The following is a 16,754-nucleotide window of genomic DNA, read 5'->3' on the forward strand; positions in this document are numbered from 1 at the left end:
CCCTCTCAGAACTGATAGCGGCGCATGCGGCGCTGAATGGCAAAGAGATAGAAGCTGACACCGGCGAGAATGATGAGGAACATCACTGTCGCAATCGTCGCGCCCATGGAGCGATCTCCAAGCTGAAGCTGGAAGCCGAAGAAGGTTCGATAGAGCAGTGTTCCCAGAATGTCAGTCGATCCATCCGGCCCGGCAAGCGCGCCCTGCACGGTGTAAATCAGGTCGAAGGCGTTGAAATTTCCGACGAATGTCAAAATGGAGATGATGCCGATGGCGGGAAGAATGAGCGGCAGCTTGATCTTCCAGAACTGGCTCCAGCCCGTAATCCCATCCATCTCGGCAGCCTCGATCACCTCATCGGGAATGTTCAAAAGCGCCGCATAGATCAGCATCATTGGGATGCCGACATATTGCCAGACCGAAATCAGCGATACGGCGATGAGAGCCGAATTAGGCCTGCCGAGCCACGGGGCAAACAAGAATTTCAGATGAACGAAATCCAGCAGCGTCGGCGCGATGCCCCAGAGCGGCGAAAGGATCAGCTTCCATATGAAGCCGACGATCACGAAGGAGAGCAGCGTCGGAAGAAAGATGGCGGTGCGGTAAAAGGCCGAAAAGCGCAGCTTTGGTAACGAGAGCAGGGCCGCGAGAGCAACACCGATGGGGTTCTGCACCAGCATGTGGATGATGAAAAAGTAGATGTTGTTGACCAGCGCATTCCAGAAGCTAACAGACCAGCGATCTTCGAAGAACAGCGCTTTGAAATTCTCCATGCCGACGAAAATTCTCTGACCGTCCACTTCCCGGAAGAAGGAGAGCCACAAGGTGCTGCCAAGCGGAATGATCATGACAGCCGTGTAGACCAGAAATGCCGGCAGCATGAATATGAGAATATGCCAGCGAAACGGCCGCCGGATCGATCTTTGATCGTTGGAAGTGATATCGGCGCTCATGGGATCGGTCCGAACTGTCTAAAAGGAAAATCAATCATCGCGCCATGCGCTTGGATGCTGCCAGCAATCCGCACCTGAGACAGCTTGCCAGCAACGGCAAGATGCTCAGGCTGGATATGGTCGATAGGCTGAAGGTGCATGGCGACTTTTGATCGCCATGCACAAACCCAGACTTACTTTGCAGGCTTGTACCAGCTGTCGAGACCCTTCTGCAGCTTCTCAGCAGCAACGGTCGGTGTGTCCGTACCGTTGATCACGTTGGCGGATTCAACCCAGGTCTCGTTTTCGAGGTTAGGCGTGCCACGTGACAGGATCTGATAGGTGGAGCGGATCGTCGGCTTGCACTTTTCGCGCCAGGACACGAATTCCTGGGCAAGCGGGTCGGCCATCTTTACTGCGGTTTTGTTCAGGCTGAAGAAGCCCGGGAGCGCGTTGGCATAGAGATCGGCGAACTCCGCAGAGGCAACCCATTCCAGGAACTTAGCAGCTTCTGCCGGGTGCTTCGACTTGGCATTGGCACCCATGCCGATGTCGGTATGGTCAGAAATGTAGCAGGTATCGCCTGCCTTTTCGACCGGCGGCGGGAAAGCACCCATCTTGAACTGGGCCTGCGTGTTGAAGCCGGAGATTTCCCAGGAACCAGCAGGATAGATAGCAGCGCGGCCGAGGGTGAACATATTCTGGCTGTCAGGATAGGTCTGGGCTTCGAAGCCGTCGCCAAGATAATCCTTCCACTTGGCAAGCACTTCATAAGGCTTGACCCAATCGGCATCGGTCAGCTTCTGCTCGCCCTTGATCAGCGCCAGACGGCCTTCTTCGCCCTTCCAGTAATTCGGCCCGATGTTCTGGTAGCCCATGGTCGCGGCTTCCCACAAATCCTTGGTGCCCATTGCCATCGGAACATAGGTGCCGTCAGCTTTGATCTTGTCGAGCGCTGCAAAGAATTCAGCCTCCGTCTTCGGGACCTCAATTTTCAGCGTATCGAAGGCTTCCTTGTTGTAGATGAAGCCGTGGATAACCGATGCCATGGGCACGCAGAAGGTCTGATCGCCATCGTCTGTAGACCATGCAGTTTTCGCAACGTCGGAGAAATTCTCCATACCGGGGTTCTTGGACAGATCGCTGAGATAGCCCTTCTTGAAAAGCTCAAGCGAGGCATCGAACGGACGGCAGGTGATGAGGTCGCCAGCGGAGCCGGATTCCAACTTGGCATTCAGCGCGGCATTGTATTCGGTCGGTGCCATGGGCTGGAACTGGAGCTTGATGCCCGGGTTTTTGGCTTCGAATGCTGGAATGAGCTTGTCTTTCCAGATGGCCAGATCGTCGTTGCGCCAGCTTTCAATGGTCAGCGTCACGTCTGCTGCCGATGCCATGCCAGCATAGGCAAACAGGCTTGCGCCCAGAGCCAGCGCCTTGGTGAGATTACGGGTCATGTTGTTCTCCCTCTTGGTGTAACGCCGCCACGGCGTTCATCAACTATGGTTGTTGCAGTCTCATCCGCCGATCAGCTGAAGCGCGCGGCGAACATTGTGGCCGCTTGTCTCAAGCATGGTTTCGGCTGAATTCTTGTCTTTCGCGCCTGCCGCCAGCAGAATCGCGATCTTGACGGAGCCGGACGCCTTTTCCACCAAACGTCCAGCCTCGTTCATATCCACACCCGTTACGCCCGATACGATCCGTGCGGCGCGCTCGATAAGCTTTTTATTGTCTGCCCGCAGATTGACCATATAGCCGTCATGCACATGACCAAGACGGATCGCCATCAGTGTCGAAAACATATTGAGCGCGATTTTCTGCGCCGTGCCTGCACCCATGCGGGTGGAGCCGGATACGAATTCCGGCGGTGTCCGCAGCAATATCGCAACGTCGCAATCATCGAAAAGTCTGGCATCAGGGTTATTGGCAATCGCCACTACCCGCGCGCCCTTCTTCCGAGCGACCTCTGCGACGGCCAGCGCATAAGGGGTCGAGCCACTGGCGGAAATCGCAACGACGCAATCTCCTGCTCTAATTGCTCCTTCAGCATCCAGTCGCGCCTGATCGACATCGTCTTCGGGCGCACCCGGCATATCGGACAAATTGCTGGCGCCGCCTGCAAACAGGATGGCGATCTGGTCGCGCCCGATGCCATAAGTGCCGGGCAGTTCCAGCCCATCCGCCATCGCCATCAGGCCAGAGCTTCCCGCACCAGCGTAAACAAGTTTGTGACCGGACGCGATAGCATCAGCTGCGAGCGCGGAAGCCACGGCGATTGCGTCACGCACCGCATCCACGGTCCGTGCGGCTTCCTGCTGGCCTGAACTCAAAAGCGACAGAACATCCCCCGGCACCATGGTGTCGAGGCCCTTCGCTTTTTCGTGCAAACCTTCCGTTCCGCTTGCGCTCATCCAAAAACTCCCTGCATCAGGATTTAATGCCAAAAAAATACCAATTGTCCAGCGTCTTTTAAGAAATGGTTTATTTATTGAACCCAGCCGAATGCGGAAAGAGTGCAAATCTCTGTTATCATTGTAGATTATCGCAATCTCAGAAATTTTTGCTTTGCCACTTGGAAATTGGTATTTTTTTGGTATCTTCGCAACAGGAGACAATTTCATGCAGCGATATCTCGTGGGAGTCGACGGCGGCGGCACGAGTTGCCGGGCAGCAGTCGCAGACGCAACCGGCAGAATTCTCGGCCGTGGCAAAAGCGGCGCGTCCAACATCATGACCGCGCCCGATACGGCTATTCTCAACATTACAGACGCTGCGACAGCGGCTTTTGCAGATGCGGGCCTCGATACCGACCTCGTGAAAGATGCCTACGCCTTTCTCGGGCTTGCAGGCAACCACGTCGAAAATACTGTCGCCTATGTCATGCCGCGCCTGCCCTTCTACAATTCGATTATCGAGTCCGATGGGCTGATCGCTTTGCAGGGCGCTCTCGGTGAGGGCAATGGCGCGGTGGCCATTCTGGGCACCGGTACGATCTATATCGCCCGCACTGGTGCCGACATCCGCTACATCGGTGGTTGGGGCTATCATTTGGGTGATTTGGGAAGCGGTGCGCGGCTTGGCCAGTTGGCCTTGCAGGAAAGCCTGCTGGCCTATGATGGTATCTCGCCACAGACTGAAATGACCCGTGCGTTGCTGGACGCTTTCAACAATGAGCCACGCAAGATGGTGGCCTTTTCGCAAGCCGCAAAGCCCGGTGATTATGGCCGCTATGCACCCCGCGTGTTTGAGTTTGCCGCGGCGGGCGATGAAGCGGCCCTGACAATCCTGCGTCAGTCTGCTGGCGACATCGACCTCTCTCTGGACCGCGTCGCTGAGCTGACGGACGGCGGCAGGCTCTGCCTTCTCGGCGGATTGTCTGCGCTCTATGCACCCTATCTGGCGCAACGCCATCGCGAACGCCTCGTTCAACCGTTGGAAGATGCACTGGCCGGCTCCATCGCACTTGCGAAAAACGCTTTTGCCCACGTGGAAGAGGGGGCGGCATGACGGAAACCCTGTCCCAGTTCCTGACGCCAGACGATCTGCAATCCAACGGATCCGGCCCGCTTTACATGAAGCTTCGGCAATCGCTGGAAGAGGCTATACTTTCCGGCAAACTCAGCCATGGACAGGCCTTGCCACCTGAGCGCGATCTGGCCGAATTCGCCAATGTCAGCCGGGTCACCGTTCGCAAGGCGGTGGACGATCTGGTCAAGGATGGGCTTTTGACCCGCAAGCATGGGTCGGGCACCTTCGTCATGAAGCCGGTCTCGCGCCTGCAACAGCCCTTGTCGCGACTAACATCCTTTACCGAAGATATGGCACGGCGGGGTTATGTTACTCGTTCCGAATGGCTGGCGCGCGGGCTGTTTCATCCCTCATCCGATGAAATGATGATGCTCGGCCTCAAGGTCGATATGATGGTCGCACGGCTGGAGCGCCTGCGCATTGCCAATGAATTGCCGCTTGCCATCGAGCGCGCCAGCCTCGCCTCCGATATTCTGCCGGACCCGAAGGCGGTCGGAACCTCGCTTTATGCCGAGCTTCACCGCACTGGCCACAAGCCGGTTCGCGCCGTGCAGCGAATTTCCGCTTGCAATGTGAGCCGTGAGGATGCGGGCCTGCTGGCTGTTCCCGAGGGATCGGCGGGGCTCACTATTGAGCGGATATCCTATCTGGAGTCTGGCCGGGTGGTGGAACTGACCCGCTCGCTCTATCGCGGTGACGCCTATGACTTCGTCGCTGAAATGACACTGACAGAATGACCCGGATGGGCGGCTGATTTGCAGGCCGGCACCACAGGAAGAGAGAATACCATGCCAAGCCATATGCGCCAGGAAATCGATGAAATTCCCGATGCCGCCAGCCGTCTGCTGAGCCGCTCGCAGGATGCGCTACACGCAGCGGGCAAAGCGTTGCGCGAGCGTGACCCCGCTTTCCTCATTACCATCGCGCGCGGGTCTTCCGATCATGCAGCGCATTTCCTCAAATACGCCATCGAGCAACAGGCAGGCCGCGCCGTGGCCTCCATCGGTCCATCGCTTGCCTCCATCTATGGCAAATCGTTGAAGCTCGATCAGGCGGCAGCCATCTCCATTTCGCAATCGGGCAAAAGCCCGGACATCGTGGCGCTTGCCCAATCGGCAGCGGCCTCCGGCGCGCTGACGATTTCGCTGACCAACACTCAGCCCTCGCCGCTATCTGATGCTTCAGCCCATGCCGTCGATATCAATGCCGGGCCGGAGCTTGCGGTCGCGGCCACCAAATCCTTCTTCAACTCGGTGCTGGCCGGCCTGGCGATCCTCGGCGAATGGACTGCAGATGCGGATTTGCAGCGTTCCATCCAGCACTTGCCTGAAAAGCTTGCCGAAGCAATAAAGCTGGATTGGCACGAACTGGCGGCGGAATTGGGTGAGGCTGAATCGCTCTATATGCTCGGTCGCGGCCCATCCTTGGCCATTGCCAGCGAGGCTGCCCTGAAATTCAAGGAGACATCGGAAATGCATGCCGAGGCCTATTCCAGCGCCGAGGTGCTGCATGGACCGGTGGCTCTGGTAGACCGGCGCTTCCCCGTCGTGACCTTTGCGGCACGTGACGCGGCGCTCTCTTCCGTGCGCAGCACCGCCGACAGTCTTGCAGAAAAGGGCGCGCTTGCCTTCATCACTGCCGATGGTGCGGCCCATGCGCGCCGCCTGCCGTTCGTCGAAACCGGCCATCCGCTGACAGATTCCCTTGCCCTCATCGTGCCCTTTTACGGTTTCGTAGAAGCATGGTCGCGTTCGCGCGGCTTTAATCCTGACGCGCCAGCCGCCCTTAAGAAAGTCACGGAGACCCGCTGATCATGGCTCAAGCACTGACCAATGCCCGGATTTTCGATGGTTTGCAGTGGCACGACAACAGCGCCTTGCTAATCGATAGCGGCAAGGTCTCAGGCATCGTGGCGCAGGGTGAACTCGCATCCGGCATAGAGCAGGTCGATGCCGGGGGCACAATCATCGTGCCGGGCTTTATCGATTTGCAGGTCAATGGCGGCGGCGGCGTGATGCTGAACGACGATCAGTCTGTTGAAGGCATCCGACAAATTTGCGCCGCACACGCGAAATTCGGAACGACCGCGCTTCTTCCCACTCTGATTACCGACACGCGCGAGATAACGGCAGCGGCCATCGAAGCCGGGTTGAAAGCAAAGGAAGCGAAAGTTCCGGGCTTTCTTGGCCTGCATCTGGAAGGCCCGCATCTTTCCGTTGCCCGCAAGGGCACCCATCATCCGGGGCTAATCCGGCCTATGGAAGATGTGGATCTCGAACGCCTGCTGGCCATCGGCCACAGCTTCGAAGCGCTGATGATTACGGTCGCGCCTGAAAACACGACTGAGGAGCAGGTCAGAGCGCTGGCGAAGGCTGGTTTTACCGTCAGCCTTGGCCACACCAATGCGCCCTATGAGACGGCAAAAGCCTATGCCGAAGCTGGTGCGCGCACCGTAACCCACCTATTCAATGCCATGAGCCCGCTGGAAAATCGCTCGCCCGGCCTTGTCGGCGCAGCGCTCGATCTTGGCATGCTCTCGACTGGTATCATTGCCGATGGTTTCCACGTCCACCCCGCCTCGATGGGCCTTGCCCTGCGAGCAAAGCGTGGACCGGGCCGGGTCTTCATCGTCACCGACGCCATGTCCACCATCGGCACCGACTTGACCGGCCTGACGCTGAACGACCGGAAAATTTATCGCAAGGACGGACGGTTGACGCTGGCGGACGGCACGCTGGCGGGGGCCGACATCGACATGCTGTCATCGGTGCTTTTCGTCAATCGTCAGCTGGGGCTCGATTTTGAGGAAGCCGTGCGCATGGCAAGCCTTTACCCGGCAGAGGCCATCGGTGTGTCAGATCATAAAGGCCGTTTGAAAGCCGGTTACGACGCGGATTTCGTAGTGCTGACCGATGACCATCATATGAGAAGTACGTGGATTGGTGGCGAGCAAGTATTCGCTGCTTGATCAAGGTAGTTCGACAAAAAATACGCGGAGCATGATCGCCCCGCGTAATCTTCAGTTCAATCTTCCATATGGCATGGTCACAAACCAGCCATCACCTTGTCCAGCGTCATCGGCAGATCACGAATACGCACGCCCGTTGCATTGTAGACTGCGTTGGCAATCGCCGCTCCGACACCCGTGATACCAATTTCACCGATGCCGCGTGCGCCCATGGGTGCCTGTGGATCTGGCTTGTTGGTGTAGATGATGTCGATGGGTGGGACATCCATCTGCACCGGTACATGATAATCCGCCAGCGAAGCATTGACCACGCGACCTGTTCTCTCATCGAAATTGGTTTCTTCGGTGAGTGCAAGGCCGATGCCCATGATGATACCACCCTTGAACTGGCTGGTGGCCATCTTGGCATTCAGTATCTGCCCTGCATCAAAGGAGCCGAGGAGCCGCGACACCCGCGTTTCGCCCGTTAGCGCACTGACCCGCACCTCGCAGAACTGTGCGCCATAGGAGTGCATCGAAAAAGCCTGCATCTCCGCCGGTGCTGGTCCTTCCGCTTCACAGACCAGCTCTTCACGCCCTGCCCTGCGCAATATGGACTGATAGCTCTCGTAGCGGCTCTTGTCGTCCACATGGCTGAGACCGCCGTCCCGAGGTTCGACCTCGGAAAGCGACAGACCGGCCAGCGGTGAGTCATTGCCAGCAAGCTTGATCAGTTCCTCCACAAAGACTTCCGTCGCAGCGATGACGGCACCGCCAATCGAAGCGGTTTGTGTCGAGCCACCAGCAATCACCCCACGCGGCAGGTTGCTATCGCCATATTCGAAGGTCACATGGTCGAGCGGCACGCCCAACCGCGCAGCGATGTGCTGGGCCTGAGCCGTGGCCGTTCCCATGCCCATGTCATGAACGGCGGTAGAGACCGTCACATGACCCTCTGCCGTCAGCTTGATCCTCGCCGCACCACCGGGAAAACGATGGTAGGGATATGTTGCAGTCGCACATCCCATGCCGATCAGCCATTCGCCTTCTCGCTTCTGGCGTGGTGTCTGGCTTCGGCGATCCCAGCCAAATTTCTCGGCACCCTTCTCATAGGCTTCTATGAGATACCGTGACGAGAACGGCTTGCCGCTCGTTGGGTCTTTTTCCGGTTCGATACGGCGACGCAGCTCGATCGGGTCCATTGCCAGCTTGTCGGCTAGTTCATCCAGCGCGCACTCTAAGGCGAATGTGCCGACGGATTCGCCGGGCGCACGCATGAAGGTGTTGACCAGCATATCCATGTCGGCGACATCCTGCGCTAAGCGGAATGTCCTGGCGGCGTAGAGGTGCTTTGCTGGAAAGGTGAACTGTTCCGGGCAGGAATTGTGCAGCGTCATTGCCGCCGTTCCCGTGTGGATCAGCGCATCCAGTGTGCCATCGGATTTCGCACCGAGCCCCACCCGTTGCTCGGTCACCGTGCGACCGCCAATGATACGAAACACGCCTTCGCGAGATAGCATGATCCGCACAGGTCGTCCGGCCAGCTTCGATGCAGCGCAGGCGAGGATCTGGTGGTCCCAAAGACATTTGCCGCCAAAACCGCCACCGACATAGGGCGATGTCACATGGACCTTGCCCAGATCGAGATCGAAGATATCTGCAAGCTGACCCTTGGTTAGGTCCAGCAACTGGCTGGCATCATGCACACGCAATTCGTCGTCGTTCCAGGCAACGGTTGCCGCATGCAGCTCTATGGCGTTGTGATTATGGCGCGGCGTCCGGTAGATGACATCGACCTTGACCTCGGCGTTGGCGAGCGCCGTCTCGGCATCGCCAATTTCCACGACGGGCGGTTGACCAAGAAGGTTGTCCAGTTGGCGTGGTGTTTTCTTCGCCTCATCGAATGACGTCACCGCTGGCAGCACCGCATAGTCCGCCTTGATGAGCGAAGCGGCATAGTCCGCATGTTCCTGCGTTTGCGCCAGAACCAACGCGATTGGCTGGCCGTTCCAGTGAATTTCGTCGTTCTGCATAACCGGGAGATCGTTGGAACCTGCCGCTGTGGGAGACGACATCATCAATGACGGCGCTTTCATCCGGGGGGCATTTTTGTAGGTCATCACCAGAATAACGCCGGGCGCGGCCTCTGCGGCCTTAACATCCAGATCGGTTATGCGCCCGCGCGCGATGGTGCTGAAGGCAAGTGCTGCGTAACTGATGTTGTCATAGGGAAACTCTGCAGCGAAACGCGTCTTGCCCTGAACCTTCATCGGCCCATCAATGCGGGATACGGGCTGGCCGAGCGTGCCGTGTTTGCGCAGCATCGGGTCAGCGGTAATGGCGGGCTGCCAGCGGCCCGGCTTGCCTGCTTCTAGCTTGGTTTGGGTTTCGGCGCTCATGCGTTTTCTCCCTTCAATTCTTCAAGAACGGCAACGATGGTTCGTTTCGCCAGTTCGATTTTGAATGCGTTATCACGTAGGCCAACGGCATCCGCGAGTTCCGCCTCTGCAGCAGCGCGGAAACGATCCGCATCCGCCTTTTGACCTTTCAAAGCCGCCTCGGCTTTCAAGGCGCGCCATGGTTTGTGGGCAACACCGCCAAGCGCCAGCCTGACGTCCTTCACGATACCGGCTTCGTCCACATCCAGAGCTGCGGCAACGGAAATGAGGGCAAAGGCGTAGCTCGCGCGATCCCTCACCTTTCGGTAAGCAGACTGCCGCGCAAAAGCGAGCGGCGGAATTTCGACCGCCGTGATCAGTTCATCAGACTGGAGTTCGGTCTCCAAATCGGGCCGCTCACCGGGTAGACGGTGAAGGTCACGCAGCGGCATGCTGCGAGTGCCCGCCGGTCCCTGAAGGTGAACAACGGCATCCAGTGCAACGAGCGCCACACTCATATCGGATGGATGGGTCGCTACGCAGCTTTCGGAGGCACCGAGAATCGCATGGTAGCGATTGAAACCTTCCTGCGCGTCACAGCCCGCATGCGGCTGTCGCTTGTTGCAGTGGGCGGCATTGTCGTAAAAATACCGACAGCGGGTACGCTGAAGGATATTGCCGCCAACCGTCGCCACATTGCGGATTTGCGCACTCGCCCCAGCCAGAATTGAGCGGGACAGAAGCGGAAAATGAGTCCTGATGGCATCATGGGCTGCAAGGGCCGTATTCTTCACTCCGGCACCGATCAGCAGACTGCCATCGGCGCGCTGCTCAATGGTGCTTGGCAGATGCGATATATCGACCAGCGTTTCCGGCTTTTCGACGGTCTCGCGCATGAGATCGACAAGATTGGTGCCGCCACCCAGATATTTCGCGGCAGGGCCTGCCTGTTTGAGCGCGATGGCCGAAGCGGCATCTGACGCTTGATGATAGGAAAAAATGTTCATGCCCGTGCCCTCTCTTCAGTCGGCATCACAGTCTGATGTGCCAAGGTTTCGGAAATGGCTTCGACAATGCCGTTATAGGCGCCGCATCGACAAAGATTGCCGCTCATACGCTCGCGGATTTCAATGTCGCTGAGCGCAATGCTGTCTGCTGAAAGGTCGCTGGTGACGGCGCTCGGGATGTTACGCTCGATCTCTCCTGCCATCCCGATGGCGGAACAGAGCTGCCCGGGCGTGCAATAGCCACACTGAAAGCCATCATGTTCGATGAAGGCTTTCTGCAAGGCATTAAGATTGCCATTGTCGGCAAGCCCTTCGACCGTTGTGATGCTGCGGCCCTGATATTGAACCGCAAGCGCGAGGCAGGAATTGATGCGCTCACCATCCACAAGCACGGTGCAGGCACCGCATGCGCCCTGATCGCAACCCTTTTTCGTCCCGGTAAAACCCAGAGTGTTGCGCATGAGATCGAGCAGAGACGTGCGGATGTCCGCCTCGACCTCTATCGCTTCTCCATTGATGGTAAAATGCATAGGACATCTCCCTTGGCTGAAACGTATGGATATGATGATGGTCCGCAGGACGGTGAGGTGCCCACGGGTTCAGGTCCTCAATGGAGGACTGTCTGCTTGCCATGACGCCGCACGGACATGGCCCGGCGGGATGTCTTTTGTGTTCAGTCCGCCGTCAGCGCGGTCTGCCGACTGGCGGCAATATCGGCGACAACCGACAGCGCCAGCGAATGAGCGTCACGCGCGCGCCCGAAAAGCCCGATTGGCGCCTTGATCCGGTCTATTGCCTCATCCGAATGGCCACTCTCGCGCAGCCGCTCCACGCGTTTTTCGTGGGTGCGGGAACTGCCGAGCGCGCCGATATAGAAAGGCCGAGCCTTCAATGCAGCCTCCAGCACAGGCATTTCCAGCTCAAGATCATGCTGGAGAAGTGCCACAGCGGTATTCGCATCGATTACAGACGCGTCGCCCGCAGCATGCTCGTAAAGCACGACCTCGTAACCGGCAGCCTTCGCAACCTTCGACGCCATCTCGACCTCCAGAGTGCGGCCGAACAACACGACACGGACGGCTGGGCGATAACTGGTTACAAAGATATCTCCGTCCCAACCCGTCTGAGCCGACGTGGCACCGAGTGACAAGGCTTCCCGACCGGAAGCGTAAGACAGCTGCGCCTGCTTTCGGCTTTTCATGGCCTCCAGAACGGCGGAAATCGGCTCGAGATCGCGAAGAAGGTGGATGGCAACAGTAATGCCGCCCCCGCATGGAAGCACGATATCGAAGAAGGGCGATCCCTCACCCAGCATAACGAAACGGTCATGACCGGCTTCGATCGCCTGCAATGCTTCGGCCGCAACAGCTGCTTCGGTGCAGCCGCCGGATACATAGCCGCAATAGCGCCCGTCGCTGGCGACAGCCATATGCGCGCCAAGTGGACGAGATGACCCGCCGCGAATTTCGACCAGCGTACAGAGCGCCACCTGGCAACCGCTCTTGGCCGCCTGAAGTGCGAAATCGAGGATTTCGGCAGGACTATCCGTTGAAAACGCCTTCACCGGCAGACGTATTTCCTCCGGCATGGTCTTCAAGGCCAGCGGAGAGTTGGGTCGACAGAGAGGGAACGAATGTCCGCCGGGGTCGTTATGGAGGCTGATGTCGATGGATTGGGTCATTACAGGCTCCTGCTTGCGGCGCTGGATTGAACGCCTAAACCTCAAGAATGCCGGATGGTTCCGACATTGCGATTATTCAGCCGGCCCCTTGTGTGATTTCGGCATGACATCTGCCCCCGATTTGAACTAATGATTGAACGGCGCCACGCATAACCGGAGGCGCCTCCGTTTAATCTAGTGACTTGCGATCATTCGTCAAGCCTTTTCGTGTGGAGTGAATTTAAAGTGCCGAAGGAGCGCCCGTCGCAATCGCCTGCGCCGACCCAGTTGCGTGCAGACGCGCGTCGCAATCGTGAAAAGCTGGTCGAAGTCGCAGCAATTGCTTTTGCGGAACAAGGCGCCGCCGCGTCACTCGAGGATATCGCCCGGCGCGCAGGCGTCGGCATCGGCACGCTTTACCGGCACTTTCCAACCCGCGAACATCTGGTTGAAGTCGTTTATCGCCGCGAACTCGAGCTGATCGCCACGGCAGCGACCGAGTTGATGGCAGAAAAAGCGCCAGACGCTGCGCTTGAAGAATGGATGCTGCGGTTCGTTGGCTATATGGCAGCCAAGCGCGGCATGGCCAGCAGCCTGAAATTGCTGTTCACATCCAATTCCACGCTTTTTGCCGAAGGCTCAAATCTTCTGCAGTCCGCATTTGGAAAGCTCCTCGACAACGCGGTCGAAGCCGGAGCCATCAAGGGAGACATCCAGCCCGCGGATGTTCTGAACGCGCTGTTCGGCATCTACTCGATTCCAGATGGACCCGACTGGCGCGAGCGGGCGCACAGGATCGTTCGTCTTGTCATGGATGGCTTGCGAAACACGCCGTAGTGGCGGAGCCTAAAACCGATCTTGGAAAGGTTGGACATCTTTGCGTTTGCTGATATGTTCTCTTTTTGTTTCAGCATCTCTCGATCGTCTTATGAGCGCCATTCCCACACAGCCCGTCCGCAAGATCATCCATGTCGATATGGATGCTTTTTACGCATCCGTGGAGCAGCGGGACAATCCCGACCTTCGTGGAAAACCGCTCGCTGTTGGTGGGTCGGCGGCGCGCGGCGTCGTGGCTGCTGCTAGCTATGAGGCAAGAACCTTCGGCGTGCATTCGGCCATGCCGTCAGTCACCGCTAAACGAAAATGTCCCGATCTGATTTTCGTACCGCCGCGCTTTGAGGTGTACCGACAGGTTTCGCAACAAATCAGGGAGATTTTTGCGGAATATACGCCCTTGATCGAACCGCTCTCGCTGGATGAAGCCTACCTCGACGTCACAGAAAATCTGAAAGGCATGGAGATCGCGACCGATATTGCGCTGGAAATTCGTGCAAAGATCAAGGCTGTTACCGGCCTCAATGCGTCCGCCGGTATCTCCTACAATAAATTTCTGGCGAAGATGGCAAGCGATCTGAACAAGCCGAACGGCCAGGCGGTGATCACGCCGAAAAACGGACCCGGTTTTGTCGAAGCACTTCCCGTCAAGAAATTCCATGGGGTAGGACCGGCCACGGCAGAGCGGATGAGGCGACATGGCATCGAGACCGGGCTCGATCTCAAATCCAAGCCCCTCGCCTTTCTCCAGCAGCACTTCGGCAAATCCGGCCCCTATTTTTACGGCATTGCGCGCGGGATCGACGAACGACAGGTCAAACCCAACCGCATTCGCAAATCCATTGGAGCCGAGGATACATTTGTGGAGGATGTCGATGATTTGGGCCTTGCCCAAGCGGAACTGCGACCGCTGGCGCAAAAGGTATGGCGGCACTGCGAGGCGCACGACATCACCGGGAAGACGGTGACCGTAAAAATCAAATATTCGGATTTCACGCAGGCAACGCGTAGCAAAACGGTATCACTGGGTATCTCTGATATCGAAACGATTGTTGAGATGGCCGAAACATTGCTTGCCTCCGTCTTCCCATTCAAACGACCGGTTCGGCTGCTGGGTGTCACGCTGTCATCGCTCGACACGGAAGAAAGCGTCCAAGCGCCGCAACTGGATTTGGGACTGTAGAAAAGGGTGGCTCTAAAGCAGAAAAGCCTGCCGCGGGAGGAGGTGCGGCAGGCTTTCCAAAAAGAACCGAACAGCGACTGGGAGGAGGAGTGCCGCTGTTCCGACAGGCGCCCTTGGGAGGAGGATAGGGCTACCTGAATTCGAAGCTTTGCGGGAGGAGGTGCATCGCTTCGATGAGATTAAGATAGCAATTTTCACCGCCTATTAAATAGATTTCCTTGCAGTACAGACATGCGCAAAACGCATGGCTAGAACTATCCAGAATTTCTATCGGGCTGAAACGAAAACGCCCGCTTCATCAGCGGGCGTTTTCGTCATAAAGCAAAATTCAAAGCCGAAGCTTAGCGGCCAACTGCTGCGCGGGCTACGCTGCGGATGTCGGCGTGGTTGATGCCGAGGTCCTGAAGTTCGCGCGAGCTCATGCGGCCCAGTTCGGTTACGGTCTGACGGTATTTGCGCCAGTTGTTGAAAGAGCGTGCTACGTTCATGATGATCCCCTTTCGTGAGGCCTCTTGACGTTAGCAACCAGGCTTCGGTTCCAACGTCGTTTCGATGGTTGTGATATAGGCCTTATTGAGCTGCTTGATAACAGACAAGGATTCACGACCGCCATGCATATGACGCATGGGTAATATAGATGTGATGAAAAATCATGCGGGCAAAACTGTGATCAAAGACCCGTTGCAAACCTACTTGCGGCCGCGGAAGTCATCCATCGTGTGATATATTCCGAGCCATTGCCCACCAATCCTGTCGAACCAGCGGACCGGCATAAGCCCACGCAGCAGCGGCAAAAAGTTGATGATCCGTGGCAGACGCAGAAAAATACGATTGGATTTGACCGCAGCAATGATGCGGTCTGCAACATACTCCGCGTCCAAAATAGGAATGAACGGTGAGCGGACACCGGCAAACATGCCGGTATTGATGTAGTAGGGCGTCACCGTGGTCACACCGACACCGGTTTTTTCCTGCTCCATCTCAATACGTAAGGAATCGGACCAGCCGATGATGGCCCATTTGCTGGCGCAATAGACCGACATTTTGGGATTGGAGACCATACCTCCTGCGGAGGCGATGTTGACGATGTGGCCACTGCGGCGGGCAATCATGCCGGACAGGAATTCTCTTGCCACATAAAGCGGCGCTGCTGCGTTGACATCCATCGTCAGCGCGATGTCTCTGGCGCTGTGTTCCGAAAAAGTTTTTCCGATAATGACGCCAGCATTGTTGATGACAATATCGACCTCAACGCCCGCAGCCCGCATTTCTTCTGCTGCGGCTGCGATCCGTGCTGGATCGGCCAGATCCACAGAGTAGCCAGAAACGTGGAAGCCTTGCCCCGTCAACTCAGAAACAATGTCGTGCAGAGCCTGCTGCTGCACGTCCCAGATCACCAGATGCGCTGCGCCCTGAGCCAGAAACCTGCGCCCCAGCAACAGGCCGATACCCGATACCCCGCCTGTGATGAGGACCGTTTTACCGCGCAGTATCTTCATGGGAGACCTGCCAGTGAAAGTTGCTATGAAATAAGGAGAGTAATTACTCTCTTTTTATTCATAATAGGGACTGCCGTCAAGCGCAGAGATTTGATATGCGCGTAAAGTCTGATTTTCAGGAAAACCGCGCTGATGCCTTCTAGACCAACCATTGATGATGCCGACCTGCCCTCGTCTGTGCCACGGCGCGCGCCGGTTCAGGAACGTGGCCGCCGCCGCGTGCAGCAATTGCTGGATGCAGCGGTTGAGGTTTTCGTCGAGGTTGGCGTCGATAACGCGACCACCAATGCCATCGCCGCACGCGCAAAGACATCAGTAGGCCTGCTCTACAAGTTCTTCCCCAACAAGCAGGCGCTGGTGGAAGCGATGGCAGAGAAATATGTCGCCGAAATCGAAGGTTTGATAGGCCTGCAGGAGCAGGAAGGCATTGCCGAGTGGCCCCTTCGCGATGCCATCGACTGGATCGTGCGCGCGACATTGATGTTTCATGAGGCCAATCCGGCCTTTCATCATGTCCTGCGAGCCGTTCGTAGCAACAACACCGATAAAAGCACGGCTTTGCTCGATCATACGAAATATTTGATTTCGCACTTACTTGAACTGCGCGTGCCCACGCTTCGCAATGCCCGGGATCTTCACGCGTCAGTGGGTGTGGAAGCTGCTCAGGCTTTGATTGTCTATGCTTGCAGGCTGCCAGAAGAGGAGCGCGCAGCGGTGACCGAAGAAACGGTCAAGATGCTGACCCGTTACCTCGAGCCGGAGTATCTACCCACGGCTCGAGACGGGTAA

16 protein-coding genes are annotated in these 16,754 nt (G+C 57.3%); 7 read left to right on the plus strand and 9 right to left on the minus strand.

Going from position 1 to position 16,754, the window contains the following annotated elements:
- Window positions 1-5: 5 nt before the first annotated feature.
- The 3 genes from AC27VJ_RS08180 to AC27VJ_RS08190 all read right to left on the minus strand — a co-directional run bounded on the left by AC27VJ_RS08180 (window position 6) and on the right by AC27VJ_RS08190 (window position 3,340).
- Window positions 6-953: a carbohydrate ABC transporter permease gene (locus AC27VJ_RS08180; protein ID WP_353577086.1), complete on the minus strand. Its 948-nt coding sequence runs from the start codon at window positions 951-953 to the stop codon at window positions 6-8.
- A 173-nt stretch (window positions 954-1,126) separates the two neighbouring features.
- Window positions 1,127-2,386, minus strand: coding sequence for an ABC transporter substrate-binding protein (locus AC27VJ_RS08185; RefSeq protein WP_488683588.1), 1,260 nt, complete (start codon window positions 2,384-2,386; stop codon window positions 1,127-1,129).
- A gap of 60 nt (window positions 2,387-2,446) precedes the next feature.
- Entirely contained in the window at window positions 2,447-3,340 is an 894-nt protein-coding gene (locus tag AC27VJ_RS08190; protein WP_488683589.1) for an N-acetylmuramic acid 6-phosphate etherase, read from the minus strand.
- Between the two features lie 208 nt (window positions 3,341-3,548).
- On the opposite strand from AC27VJ_RS08190, the gene AC27VJ_RS08195 reads away from it, so the two are divergent.
- From AC27VJ_RS08195 to nagA, 4 genes are read left to right on the plus strand one after another with little or no spacing between them, the layout of a single operon-like run.
- Window positions 3,549-4,436, plus strand: a complete 888-nt coding sequence (locus AC27VJ_RS08195; protein WP_488683590.1) for a glucosamine kinase nucleotide-binding domain-containing protein — start codon at window positions 3,549-3,551, stop codon at window positions 4,434-4,436.
- Window positions 4,433-5,194, plus strand: a complete 762-nt coding sequence (locus AC27VJ_RS08200; RefSeq protein WP_488683591.1) for a GntR family transcriptional regulator — start codon at window positions 4,433-4,435, stop codon at window positions 5,192-5,194. Before AC27VJ_RS08195 ends, AC27VJ_RS08200 begins: the two co-directional genes overlap by 4 nt.
- 51 nt (window positions 5,195-5,245) lie before the next feature.
- Entirely contained in the window at window positions 5,246-6,268 is a 1,023-nt protein-coding gene (locus AC27VJ_RS08205; RefSeq protein WP_488683592.1) for an SIS domain-containing protein, read from the plus strand.
- Window positions 6,265-7,425, plus strand: a complete 1,161-nt coding sequence (gene nagA, locus AC27VJ_RS08210) for an N-acetylglucosamine-6-phosphate deacetylase (RefSeq protein ID WP_488683803.1) — start codon at window positions 6,265-6,267, stop codon at window positions 7,423-7,425. Before AC27VJ_RS08205 ends, nagA begins: the two co-directional genes overlap by 4 nt.
- Window positions 7,426-7,502: 77 nt before the next feature.
- Here the strand turns inward: nagA and AC27VJ_RS08215 are convergent, their stop codons facing one another.
- From AC27VJ_RS08215 to AC27VJ_RS08230, 4 genes are all read right to left on the minus strand, one after another.
- Window positions 7,503-9,803 (minus strand): xanthine dehydrogenase family protein molybdopterin-binding subunit, encoded by a 2,301-nt coding sequence (locus AC27VJ_RS08215; RefSeq protein WP_488683593.1) that lies wholly within the window; start codon window positions 9,801-9,803, stop codon window positions 7,503-7,505.
- Entirely contained in the window at window positions 9,800-10,789 is a 990-nt protein-coding gene (locus AC27VJ_RS08220) for an FAD binding domain-containing protein (RefSeq protein WP_488683594.1), read from the minus strand. The genes AC27VJ_RS08215 and AC27VJ_RS08220 overlap by 4 nt, the downstream gene beginning before the upstream one ends.
- Window positions 10,786-11,319 (minus strand): 2Fe-2S iron-sulfur cluster-binding protein, encoded by a 534-nt coding sequence (locus tag AC27VJ_RS08225; protein ID WP_488683595.1) that lies wholly within the window; start codon window positions 11,317-11,319, stop codon window positions 10,786-10,788. The genes AC27VJ_RS08220 and AC27VJ_RS08225 overlap by 4 nt, the downstream gene beginning before the upstream one ends.
- A gap of 143 nt (window positions 11,320-11,462) precedes the next feature.
- Window positions 11,463-12,470 carry an XdhC family protein gene (locus AC27VJ_RS08230; RefSeq protein ID WP_488683596.1) on the minus strand — a complete coding sequence of 336 codons (1,008 nt, stop codon included), beginning with the start codon at window positions 12,468-12,470 and terminating at the stop codon, window positions 11,463-11,465.
- Between the two features lie 225 nt (window positions 12,471-12,695).
- Between AC27VJ_RS08230 and AC27VJ_RS08235 the strand changes: the two genes are divergently transcribed.
- Together AC27VJ_RS08235 and dinB are read left to right on the plus strand one after the other, a co-directional pair.
- Entirely contained in the window at window positions 12,696-13,286 is a 591-nt protein-coding gene (locus tag AC27VJ_RS08235; protein WP_488683597.1) for a TetR/AcrR family transcriptional regulator, read from the plus strand.
- A gap of 91 nt (window positions 13,287-13,377) precedes the next feature.
- Entirely contained in the window at window positions 13,378-14,466 is a 1,089-nt protein-coding gene (dinB, locus tag AC27VJ_RS08240; RefSeq protein WP_488683598.1) for a DNA polymerase IV, read from the plus strand.
- Window positions 14,467-14,807: 341 nt separating this feature from the next.
- On the opposite strand, the gene AC27VJ_RS08245 is transcribed toward dinB, so the two are convergent.
- Window positions 14,808-14,954, minus strand: coding sequence for a DUF1127 domain-containing protein (locus tag AC27VJ_RS08245; protein ID WP_113086612.1), 147 nt, complete (start codon window positions 14,952-14,954; stop codon window positions 14,808-14,810).
- Window positions 14,955-15,155: 201 nt separating this feature from the next.
- Window positions 15,156-15,965, minus strand: coding sequence for an SDR family oxidoreductase (locus AC27VJ_RS08250; protein WP_488683599.1), 810 nt, complete (start codon window positions 15,963-15,965; stop codon window positions 15,156-15,158).
- A gap of 132 nt (window positions 15,966-16,097) precedes the next feature.
- Here AC27VJ_RS08250 and AC27VJ_RS08255 point away from each other — a divergent pair, with 132 nt between their 5' ends.
- Window positions 16,098-16,754 carry a TetR/AcrR family transcriptional regulator gene (locus AC27VJ_RS08255; protein ID WP_488683600.1) on the plus strand — a complete coding sequence of 219 codons (657 nt, stop codon included), beginning with the start codon at window positions 16,098-16,100 and terminating at the stop codon, window positions 16,752-16,754.

This window comes from Agrobacterium sp. 20P9.1.2, assembly GCF_057799395.1.

What these genes read in the sequence shown, in the direction of transcription:
- AC27VJ_RS08180 (WP_353577086.1), bottom strand. Translation starts at nt 953, where the DNA reads ATGAGCGCCGATATCACTTCCAACGATCAAAGATCGATCCGGCGGCCG.
- AC27VJ_RS08185 (WP_488683588.1), bottom strand. Translation starts at nt 2,386, where the DNA reads ATGACCCGTAATCTCACCAAGGCGCTGGCTCTGGGCGCAAGCCTGTTT.
- AC27VJ_RS08190 (WP_488683589.1), bottom strand. Translation starts at nt 3,340, where the DNA reads ATGAGCGCAAGCGGAACGGAAGGTTTGCACGAAAAAGCGAAGGGCCTC.
- AC27VJ_RS08195 (WP_488683590.1), top strand. Translation starts at nt 3,549, where the DNA reads ATGCAGCGATATCTCGTGGGAGTCGACGGCGGCGGCACGAGTTGCCGG.
- AC27VJ_RS08200 (WP_488683591.1), top strand. Translation starts at nt 4,433, where the DNA reads ATGACGGAAACCCTGTCCCAGTTCCTGACGCCAGACGATCTGCAATCC.
- AC27VJ_RS08205 (WP_488683592.1), top strand. Translation starts at nt 5,246, where the DNA reads ATGCCAAGCCATATGCGCCAGGAAATCGATGAAATTCCCGATGCCGCC.
- AC27VJ_RS08215 (WP_488683593.1), bottom strand. Translation starts at nt 9,803, where the DNA reads ATGAGCGCCGAAACCCAAACCAAGCTAGAAGCAGGCAAGCCGGGCCGC.
- AC27VJ_RS08220 (WP_488683594.1), bottom strand. Translation starts at nt 10,789, where the DNA reads ATGAACATTTTTTCCTATCATCAAGCGTCAGATGCCGCTTCGGCCATC.
- AC27VJ_RS08225 (WP_488683595.1), bottom strand. Translation starts at nt 11,319, where the DNA reads ATGCATTTTACCATCAATGGAGAAGCGATAGAGGTCGAGGCGGACATC.
- AC27VJ_RS08230 (WP_488683596.1), bottom strand. Translation starts at nt 12,470, where the DNA reads ATGACCCAATCCATCGACATCAGCCTCCATAACGACCCCGGCGGACAT.
- dinB (WP_488683598.1), top strand. Translation starts at nt 13,378, where the DNA reads ATGAGCGCCATTCCCACACAGCCCGTCCGCAAGATCATCCATGTCGAT.
- AC27VJ_RS08245 (WP_113086612.1), bottom strand. Translation starts at nt 14,954, where the DNA reads ATGAACGTAGCACGCTCTTTCAACAACTGGCGCAAATACCGTCAGACC.
- AC27VJ_RS08250 (WP_488683599.1), bottom strand. Translation starts at nt 15,965, where the DNA reads ATGAAGATACTGCGCGGTAAAACGGTCCTCATCACAGGCGGGGTATCG.
- AC27VJ_RS08255 (WP_488683600.1), top strand. Translation starts at nt 16,098, where the DNA reads ATGCCTTCTAGACCAACCATTGATGATGCCGACCTGCCCTCGTCTGTG.